Consider the following 9730-nt stretch of genomic DNA (forward strand, 5'->3'; position numbering starts at 1 on the left):
CCTTTACAGTTGGCAAAGCGTAAAATTATTCCAAATTACTCTTGAATAATTGACATATTTTGATACAATTCTAGCACGTATTGTTTTTTTTTGCCCGCAGAGTTATCATCAAGCCTCTTGTTTGATAGCTGCTGCGAATGTGCAGAATCAGGCTTAACTAAGCAAGCAGGAGTTAAACACAAGAATTATCCAAATTTTCCCCAAAATAAAGTCAATTTGCCAAAATACTAGTTATATATAGCCTCAATTAATCAGAGGTAAAGAATGAGCGATGGTTAACGCTGAATACAGGCAAAACCAACAGCAATCACGCCAATGTAACGGGATTTTAATGTCATCTGTTGGTTATCGGTTGACCGGGGCTATCATAATACAGTTCAATTATCGATATTGAGTTTCACAGATGACATTTCAACAATTAGCGATCGGTAGCTATTTTCGTCTGCCTGGAGTAAGTTACAGTTGTGTATATCGCAAAGCCAGTTATTCTTATTGTAGTCGTAATAAAGTATTACAACCAATTCGTCCTACAACAAAAGTTATTCCTTTAAATGCCAAAGAAATTGCTAAATATTTAGCAGAGCAGAAAGAATTTCTAAATCAACTCAAGATATCAAAAATTGATTAGACTTGGGCAGTATAAAGGCTAATAATATAGCAGTCCTATTTGATTACGCACACAAGAGACAAGGGAGACAAAGCAGAGATGTTTGTTTGTGAATCATTTAGGATTGGTATAGCTAAAAAAGCTAGATAAATATTCATTTTTAGCAGTGATTAATTAATTACTTCTTGCTGAGACTTCATTTGAGCCGCAATTAAAGGCACTTTAGGCGCTAGAAAAAAGCCCACCAAACTAGCAAATAAAATTGGTGTAAATGGACTAAAACTAGTGAGTTTTGAGAGTAACAAAGTTGTACTAATGGGTGTGCGTGTTACTGCTGCGTTCAGTGCCGCCATTGTACAAATCATTGCCAAAGCAGGATTAATCCCCGGAATCAAAATTACCACGGCTTTACCAATACAAGCACCAGTGAAAAATAAGGGGATAATAAATCCACCACGCCACCCACCTGTGACTGTCATACTAATAGCCGCCATTTTACCCAAAGCCAGTGTTAACAGAAAAATTCCCGAAAAACTAGTTGTCAGCACAGTTTCTAATTCTTCATGGCCAAAATAACGGGTGAGAGGTAAGAAAGTGGCTAAACTACCAATTCCCAACCCGGCTAATGTAGTGCGTAAATAAATAGGGACAGAAATACGGTGAAAAACGCTGTCGCAGGTGCGAAAAATCCCGATGAAAATCCATCCTGCGATCGCCCCAATCATTCCAAACAAAATCGCCAAGGCAAAATCATCGATATTTTCTAAGCGATATTGGGGAAAATGCCAAGTTGGTGCAATTCCTAAATGAGTAATCGCTGTAAATACCAGATAACTCGCACAACTAGACACAATCGCCGGCATTAAAGCTTCGTAATATTCCACAACATGCTGATGATGCAAGATTTCTAAGGCAAACATCGCCCCACCCAGAGGTGCGCCAAACAAAGCCGTAAAACCAGCCGCCATCGCCGCCAAACTCATAGATCGCAAATCTTCACCTTCAAGTTTGAGGCGATCGCCTAACCAAGTCCCAAAAGAACCTGTAACCTGCACCAATGGCGCTTCTGGGCCAGCACTTCCACCAGCCGCAATACTAACCAGAGAAGCTAGAATCATCGAGGGGTTTTTCCTTCCATCCAAGCGTCCACCACGAAAATGAATATTATCCACAATCACGGCAATTTCCCCCGGATTGCCTAAAAAATGAATCACTAGCCCCACAATTAAACCAGCCAGTGGCATCACAATTAACAGACTTAAACCCTGAAATTTTTGCAACTGATGAGTTAACAGTTCTAAAATATTCCAGTACAACCCTGCAAATAAACCACTAACCGTCCCTACCACAACCCAACGCAGCACCCAGCGAGAAATCATCAAAGGATTACGCCTTGCTAGTCCGAACAGTTGCGTTAATGCCCAACTTTGGGGTTGATTGTTTGGGGGTGGCGGATTTAATGACACTGTTAATATCCTTTTGATAAAAACTAAAATAATTAAGATTTACTACTATCTTGTACAATATTTCCGTTATCCCTGCTGACTCTAGCAGCCCTAAAGCACTTACAAACAAATCAACTGACTCAGCCCCAGTCTCTATTTGCTGCGGAGATGAGTAGTTTAGAAATCCCATCAAATTGGTATATCATTGAGCAATTTAGATTTTTTAGGGGTTGCATCATGACTAATGTAATTTTTGACTTACTACCAGAAATATCAATTATTATTTGTACCTACAATCGCGGCAAATATTTGAATCGTTGTATTAATAGCGTACTTGCCCAAACTTTTCAAGATTGGGAATTAATTATAGTAGACGATGGCAGTACAGATAATACCTTTGAAATTGTAGATCAATATATTAATGTTTTTCCAAATATCCGTTATTTAAAACATCAAAACAAAAAGCAGTGTCATGCTAAAAATGCTGGCATTCAAGCATCTTTTGGGAAGTACATCACATTTTTAGATAGCGATGATGCTTATTTACCAGAACATCTAGAGACCCGCCTTAAATATCTACGACAGTATCCAGAAATTGATTTAATTGAAGGTGGATTTCTTACAGATGAAGAGATTTGGGTTGCAGACTATTTTCAACCCGGTAAAATCATAAATCTGCGAGAATGCGTACTTGGTCCGACATTTTTCGGTAAAAGACAAGTATTTTTTGATTTGCAAGGTTTTAATAATATGACTTACGGAGAAGATACTGATTTTTGGGAACGGGCGGAGAAATTATTCAGAACTCAAAAGTTACCTGAGTTGCAAACATATGTTTATACAAGAGCAGAAACTAGTGTGACTAAAAGTTTCTTAGAATCAACTTCCCAATCCCCGTTACCATAAACAATATTTAAAGACTAGCATGAGTATCATACCAAGGCTCTTTTAGTTGCAGACTTTCTAATAATATTTTTCCTAAAGGAAATTTTAAAATCCCATTTGTACCCAAAAGTCTATATTCCAGAAAAACCCGTTTGTAGACCTTGAGTACTTCAGTTTCTGACAACCAAACTCCTGGGGCTTCTTCTCCAAAAAGTCCACTAGCACCGTATTCAAATTTGTGGTTGATATATTGACCTTCTTTCGCTGGAAAGGGACAGATTTGTTGAGGTACATCTGGTTGTCTGATAGCTTTGAATTTCTTGTACCCAAGTTCTTTTAACAGCGCAAATTCTTTTAACAGATCATTCCACGACTCTTTTGTAGATTCTATGGATAGAAACTGCGGTTTGCTTTCAACTTTCTGTAAACCCTGTAAGCATAATATATCAGCACCTTCAATATCAACTTTTAGATAATAGGGAGTGCCAAACTCCTGTAAAATATCTTCAAATCTTCGCCCTTCTACTGTTATAGGTGTAGAACGTGTGCCAAAAAACTCGTTACGCTGGACAAAATCGGGTGAAGTTGTACTCCAAAAACTTCTGTCTAGGTTGACATAAAGAGTAATTGGTTGATTTTGGGGTGATACAGCAATATTTAATAGTAGCAACTGACCAGTTTCTATATAGGAATTTAGTCTTTGCTTAGTGTCACGATAAATATTGGGGTTAGCTTCAATACCAATAACTCGAAATCCTTTTTTGAGATAAAACTCAGTATCTTCTCCTGTATGAACACCAACATCTATGACTAAATTTTTATCCATATTCGACCTATCCGAATGGCAAATACGTAATATTTTAATCTAAATTAGTATTTTTAGAGATATTTTATAAAGTAAAGCTTAAATTTGAGGGTGCTTTATAGCCATGCTTAAAATGCCACGAGATAAATTGCGTTAAGGCTAATTCTCTGTTTCAAAGCAACAAAGCCTGATATAGCCGTAATATACCCTACTTAATATTTACTTTATAAATAGGCGTTTAGCGATCATACAGACTGTGTATAACGGAAAGTTTCATGAAACTTACTATTTTTCCCTTCTCCAATCTTAAAATTCTTCATCAGTTTCTTGGTTCTATTTGGCGAACTACTATTTTCCTGTTTATCTTGAGTATCAGCATTATTTTGTTATCGAGTTGTGAGGTAAGAGAAATCCAAAATGAGCAAGTTACTCGCATCACACTATGGCATGGAATTAATCCACCTGTAAATCGTGATGTGTTTCAAAAATTAGTAGATAAATTCAATCAAACTCATGTTGATATCCAGGTAGAATCTATTTACGCTGGTCAACTGGGTCAACAACTACCAAAAATATTAACAGCAGTTGTTGGTAAAGTACCGCCCGATATTCTCTGCTTTTACCCCCAAATTACTGGTCAGTTAGTCGAACTTAGTGCAGTTCGTCCGTTAGAAGATTGGTTTGACAAACTACCTTTAAAATCAGAACTTAGCCAGAAGCTTTTAGATGAATTAAAGTTAGATGGACATTTATGGTCAGTACCACTTTATACAAGTAATATTGGCATTTTTTATCGTCCCACACTTTTTCAAGCTGCGGGAATTACAGATACACCCAACACTTGGGAGGAATTGCGGGAAGTTGCCAAAAAATTAACTGTAGACCGCAATGGGGATGGACGGCCAGAACAATATGGAATGTTGCTACCTATGGGTAAGGGAGAATGGACGGTTTTTAGTTGGTTTCCCTTTTTATCGAGTGCTGGCGGTGAAATTGTCAGCAATGGTGTCCCGAATTTAAATAACCCCAAAGCAGTTCACGCGCTTCAGTTTTGGCAAGACTTATTAAAAGATGGTTCCGCTACTCTTTCGCCGCCAGAACGAGGATATGAAGAAGATGCTTTTCTTCAAGGGCGTGTAGCTATGCAAATTACTGGCCCTTGGACTTATATCACTAAGTCTCAGACAGACTATCAAGTTTTCCCTATACCCAGAGATGTTGAACAAGCAACTGTCACAGGTACAGGTAACTTTTATGTGATGAAAACTACCCCAGAGAAAGAGCAAGCTGCACGGAAATTTTTAGAATATGTTTTAAGTGAAGAATTTCAAACAGAATGGTCTATTGGTACAGGTTTTTTGCCAGTTAATCTCAAATCTGCTCAAAGCGAAGCTTATCAGCAATATATCAAGCAAAAACCTTGGATCAAGGTTTTTTTAGATCAAATGTCTGTAGCACGCTCTCGTCCTACTTTAGCTGGATATAGTCGTATATCTGAAAGTCTTGGTCGAGCAATTGAGGCAACTTTGCTAGGTGATTCTCCTCAAACTGCGCTTAACCAAGCTCAAGAACGTTTAGAACTGATTTGGGGAAAATGAAACAGAGAAAATTTACGCCAATTTTATAGAAAACCGTGATTAGTGAAGTCTCTAATCGCGATCGCCATAATACAGCGATGAATGAATATTGTATTTGCCAGCAGTGCTTTTGAGAATTTGCCGAGCCATTTGATTTTCAGTTTCTGCCCTAATTGATGATGGCTGATAGCAGCTTATCTAAAAACATGGTTTATGTTTTTAGATATAAAAATTTCATGAAGCTTCAGTAAAAACACTTGCTTAGGATGGTTTTTTAGAGAAAAGTGTTGTGTATCAGCATCAATAGCAAGACTTACGTACAAAGATTGCCGATGGAGATGGGGTGTGGGAGGTAAGGGTTCTGCACACCTAAACCCTGTTAAAACCTCATACCCTTACACCCTTATCCATATAAACTTTGTCATCTTCACAAGCTTAAATACAATGAAGAATTTTAGTTTGACAAATACTTTACTAGTGACTGGTGCGGGAGCAGTATTTGTTTTTACTGCTAGTCCATCTCCAGCAGCAGTGATCAATATTTCAGATTTTACAGAATGGCAGAGTATTGGGAATGTTAACTTGAGTGATGAGCAAGCTGCTTTGTTGACTGATGGTGGCGTTTCTGACACTAATCTAGAGTCATTCTTGGGACTAGCGCCTGGAACTTTAGATGCTTTTAATAGTCAAAATGTCAACAATGGTTCTGCTATTAAAAACACACTGACAGTCCAAGCTGGAGATGTTTTGACATTTGATTGGCTCTTCCAAGCTGGTGATTATTTACCTTACAATGATTTTTCTTTCTACTCTATTGGTACTTCTCTAAATAGACTGGCTGATGTACTTCAGGTAGGTAATTTTGGCCAAACTGCGTCTCGAACTGCTTACACATTCACCACAGGCGGCACTTACACTATAGGATTTGGAGTGGTAAATACATTTGATCGGTTTTTGGGATCAAATCTCACGGTTCGGAGTTCTGGGAGTGATGAGCCTGTTCCTGAACCTGCGACTATTGTCGGTTCATTAGCAGCAGGTGCTTTTGGTGTGGCTTTACGCTATAAAAAAAAGCAACAACAAAAAGCTAACTCGGATGTGTGACCAAACAATCTCTATGGTTGTGTGTAGTAATGCAGTTAAATGTAAATAAATACTAATATGAGAGCGATCGCCCATCGCTCTTTATTTATGTCAAACTAGAGACTACAAAATTTGATAAGTCATTGTACCTGTACCCAATTTGTGAGATTCTAGATAATCGCTGCTATCAAACTTCAATTCACTGGGTAATAAACTTAGATGTCTTCTTCACGTTAGCTACAGATCAGCCCCTACTAGACCTATCAGACGTGGGTATTGATGCGTCTGGAGAGATTGCTGACAACCAGAGTTTCAGGTTATCGAAGGTCAAGCTGACCCATAATTTTAGAGATTTGGAGAATACAGAAAATACTGGTGCAATCCGCAAATAAATATGTGTCAATTTTGCTCCAGAATTAACCATCCCCTAAACTTTTAACTTTTATTTGACTATCAGGACAAAGATATGGAAGATAAGCTGATGCTGATGATTCCTGGCCCAACACCAGTGCCAGAAGCTGCTTTACTTGCTTTAGCTAAACACCCCATCGGACACCGTACCAATGAGTTTAGTAACATTTTGGCAGAGGTGACAGCTAACCTCAAATGGCTACATCAAACTGAAAGCGATGTGCTGATGCTGAATGTTAGCGGTACGGGTGCAGTAGAAGCCGGGATCATTAATTTTCTATCCCCTGGCGATCGCATTTTAGTTGGTAGTAATGGTAAATTTGGTGAACGCTGGGCAGAAGTCGGCCAAGCCTACGGGTTGAATGTGGAAACCATTACAGCCGAATGGGGTCAACCTTTAGACCCAGCCCAGTTTGCGGCTAAACTACAAGCTGATACAGCCAAAGAAATCAAAGCTGTCATTGTCACCCACAGCGAAACCTCCACTGGCGTTCTCAATGATTTGGAAACCATCAACCGCCACGTTAAAGAACATGGTGAAGCTTTAATTATTGTGGATGCTGTCACCAGTTTGGGTGCATTTAATTTACCTGTGGATGCTTGGGGATTAGATGTCGTCGCTTCCGGTTCTCAAAAAGGTTACATGATTCCCCCTGGCTTGGGTTTTGTGTCTGTCAGCGCCAAAGCTTGGGAAGCTTACAAAACAGCTAAATTGCCGAAATATTATCTAGATTTAGGCAAATACAAGAAATCCACCGCTAAAAATACCACTCCTTTCACTCCCCCAGTAAATCTAATTGTGGCGCTGCATACCACCTTGGGAATGATGAAAGAAGAAGGTTTAGAATCTATTTTTGGCAGACACGAACGCCAAAAGAATGCGACTCGCGCCGCTATTAAGGGTTTAAACTTACCTTTATTTGCAGATGATAGCTGTGCTAGTCCAGCCATTACAGCCGTAGCCCCACCAAATATTGAAGCAGATAAAATTCGCTCGTTGATGAAAAAACGCTTTGATATTGCCTTAGCTGGTGGTCAAGACCATTTGAAAAATAAAATTTTCCGCATTGGTCACTTGGGTTTTGTGAGCGATCGCGATATTCTTAGCTGCATAGCATCCCTAGAAGTTGTCTTGCTAGAACTCGGTTATGAAAACTTTACTCCGGGTGCTGGTGTAGCGGCAGCAGCTAAAGTATTGAATGGTTAATCATCAGTAGTGATTAGTCTATAAATTAAAAGAGCGAGTAGAATTACCATCTTTAACTCGCTCTTTCAACCTGGACTTACATAAATAGGCTTGGTAAAAGTCAGTTTTCCTGTATATCAGCCTTGGAACAAGGCCGTTTGGATGTGACATACCTGATTTTCTCCTGCAAGAGTTTTCATACTTAAACAGTTTCTAACCAATCGTAAATTTGTTCTAACTGTTCCATCGTAATCAACCCATACTGCCAAAGAATCATTGGTAAAGGCCCTGGGTCTTGTTCCCGATGCCGTAAAGCTACTGCCAAAGATGCTGCCGAAATTGACAAATCTTCCTGTAAAAAATGAATCAAGCGTGAATATGTTGATGGTGACATTTGTAACTCACCTCCTTGTCTAGTTTGTATGCTCATAAATAAATTCACCATTCCTCTTTTGTCCGCAGCTACTACTTCAGTTGAGACTGTGCAATTACCGGATTAAGATCCGAAAATATTGCTTAGATAATCCGCAAATAGAACAATTTCCCTAAAAAACTAGGAAATTCCTGGCTTTCAATCATTGGGTTGCTCAGTTTTTTAGTAGCATCTTCGGCAAGTTAAATAAGTGTCATGCTGAATTTGCCTGGGTGTTCTATTTAATTACACATTGAGTAACAAACATTCCATAGCCTATGCTCCCTTATGCCAGACTGTTTACACTTACGCCAAAAGGAAGATTTTTTACTATGAAGCCTTAAGATTGTTATTTTACCTCTTAAGTAGTTTTTTTTACTATTTTTGTCATCATATTAGATGCTTGAAAAATAATTTGCGAGTTCACATCTACTTAACAGTTTTTTTACAGAAAAATTATTGATGAGATGTTGCTATGGCTAATTACACCAAGGTTTTTAAGTCTTATTACCGTAAGCTACTGTGATTTAAAAATTTAATTTTGACATTATCTCCTGGTTTAAGTTTCAGTTCTTTGGCTCGTCCTGCACGCAATTCTATTACAGTATCAATAGGTACATCTGGCCCATAAGTGGCACAAGGCTCACTAGCACAAGGTGGCGCAGAAGCCTGAATATACTTGATTACGCCATTTTGTAAAAAGACCATATCCAGTGGTACAGGTACATTTTTCATCCAAAACTGTACAGGCTGTGCAGACGGAAACTTGAATAACATACCGCGATTATCTGGCAATGCAGGTCTATTCATCAAACCTTTTGCTTGCTGTTCTTGAGTCACTGCCACCTCTAACTCAATGGTTGTACCGTTGGGAACAACTGCTTTAGCCGCAATTGGTAGTGTTTGGCCAGTTTGCACTGCAATGGGGGTCTTGGCTGTTGTCTGCGTAGAACATCCCATGAGAAACAGACTGAGCAGAATTGGCAGTAAACTTAGCCAACGTATCATAAAATTTGCCATTTGGTTATTTAAATTTTGATTTTACAGAATTTACCCTAGAAAGCCCACTTCTTTTTGTATCTTTTTTGGTCTTATGGCCATGACAGCGTTTTCTGGTTGAGTGCATGGGAAGTGTGGGAGGGGTGGGAAGTGTGGGAAGTGTGGGAGGTGTGGGAGGGGTGGGAGGGGTGGGAAGTGAAGAGAAAAGTAGCGACTGTCTTAAAAGTCAAGCGATCGGGAGCAAAAAATGAAGCAGAGGAAGTAAAGAAAAAAGAAACAAGAGAAAAAAACATACATTCCAAAGTGAGCCAGTCATGCTG

Annotated in this window: 9 protein-coding genes; 5 read left to right on the top strand and 4 right to left on the bottom strand. The window is 39.0% G+C overall.

Annotated elements, in window-relative coordinates; all coding sequences use genetic code 11:
• Window positions 1–403: 403 nt before the first annotated feature.
• The gene (locus tag H6G74_RS10880; RefSeq protein ID WP_190967683.1) at window positions 404–628 is read left to right on the top strand and encodes a hypothetical protein; all 225 of its coding nucleotides are present in this window, start codon (window positions 404–406) and stop codon (window positions 626–628) included.
• Between the two features lie 149 nt (window positions 629–777).
• Here the strand turns inward: H6G74_RS10880 and H6G74_RS10885 are convergent, their stop codons facing one another.
• Window positions 778–2073 carry a chloride channel protein gene (locus tag H6G74_RS10885; RefSeq protein WP_313888477.1) on the bottom strand — a complete coding sequence of 432 codons (1296 nt, stop codon included), beginning with the start codon at window positions 2071–2073 and terminating at the stop codon, window positions 778–780.
• A gap of 216 nt (window positions 2074–2289) precedes the next feature.
• Here H6G74_RS10885 and H6G74_RS10890 point away from each other — a divergent pair, with 216 nt between their 5' ends.
• Window positions 2290–2958, top strand: a complete 669-nt coding sequence (locus H6G74_RS10890) for a glycosyltransferase family 2 protein (RefSeq protein WP_190967684.1) — start codon at window positions 2290–2292, stop codon at window positions 2956–2958.
• A gap of 7 nt (window positions 2959–2965) precedes the next feature.
• On the opposite strand, the gene H6G74_RS10895 is transcribed toward H6G74_RS10890, so the two are convergent.
• Complete coding sequence (locus H6G74_RS10895; protein ID WP_190967685.1) at window positions 2966–3763, bottom strand: FkbM family methyltransferase; 798 nt, start codon at window positions 3761–3763, stop codon at window positions 2966–2968.
• A 254-nt stretch (window positions 3764–4017) separates the two neighbouring features.
• On the opposite strand from H6G74_RS10895, the gene H6G74_RS10900 reads away from it, so the two are divergent.
• The 3 genes from H6G74_RS10900 to H6G74_RS10910 all read left to right on the top strand — a co-directional run bounded on the left by H6G74_RS10900 (window position 4018) and on the right by H6G74_RS10910 (window position 8020).
• Window positions 4018–5340: an ABC transporter substrate-binding protein gene (locus tag H6G74_RS10900; protein WP_190967686.1), complete on the top strand. Its 1323-nt coding sequence runs from the start codon at window positions 4018–4020 to the stop codon at window positions 5338–5340.
• A 423-nt stretch (window positions 5341–5763) separates the two neighbouring features.
• Window positions 5764–6423, top strand: a complete 660-nt coding sequence (locus H6G74_RS10905) for a PEP-CTERM sorting domain-containing protein (RefSeq protein ID WP_190967687.1) — start codon at window positions 5764–5766, stop codon at window positions 6421–6423.
• Window positions 6424–6868: 445 nt separating this feature from the next.
• On the top strand, window positions 6869–8020 hold the full coding sequence (locus H6G74_RS10910) for a pyridoxal-phosphate-dependent aminotransferase family protein (protein ID WP_190967688.1): 1152 nt from the start codon (window positions 6869–6871) through the stop codon (window positions 8018–8020).
• A gap of 181 nt (window positions 8021–8201) precedes the next feature.
• On the opposite strand, the gene H6G74_RS10915 is transcribed toward H6G74_RS10910, so the two are convergent.
• Together H6G74_RS10915 and H6G74_RS10920 are read right to left on the bottom strand one after the other, a co-directional pair.
• Complete coding sequence (locus H6G74_RS10915) at window positions 8202–8429, bottom strand: DUF2949 domain-containing protein (protein ID WP_062295877.1); 228 nt, start codon at window positions 8427–8429, stop codon at window positions 8202–8204.
• Window positions 8430–8918: 489 nt separating this feature from the next.
• The gene (locus H6G74_RS10920) at window positions 8919–9419 is read right to left on the bottom strand and encodes a DUF192 domain-containing protein (RefSeq protein WP_190967689.1); all 501 of its coding nucleotides are present in this window, start codon (window positions 9417–9419) and stop codon (window positions 8919–8921) included.
• Between the last annotated feature and the right edge of the window lie 311 nt (window positions 9420–9730).

Source organism: Nostoc spongiaeforme FACHB-130 (genome assembly GCF_014698475.1).
Lineage (GTDB): Bacteria > Cyanobacteriota > Cyanobacteriia > Cyanobacteriales > Nostocaceae > Nostoc_B > Nostoc_B spongiaeforme.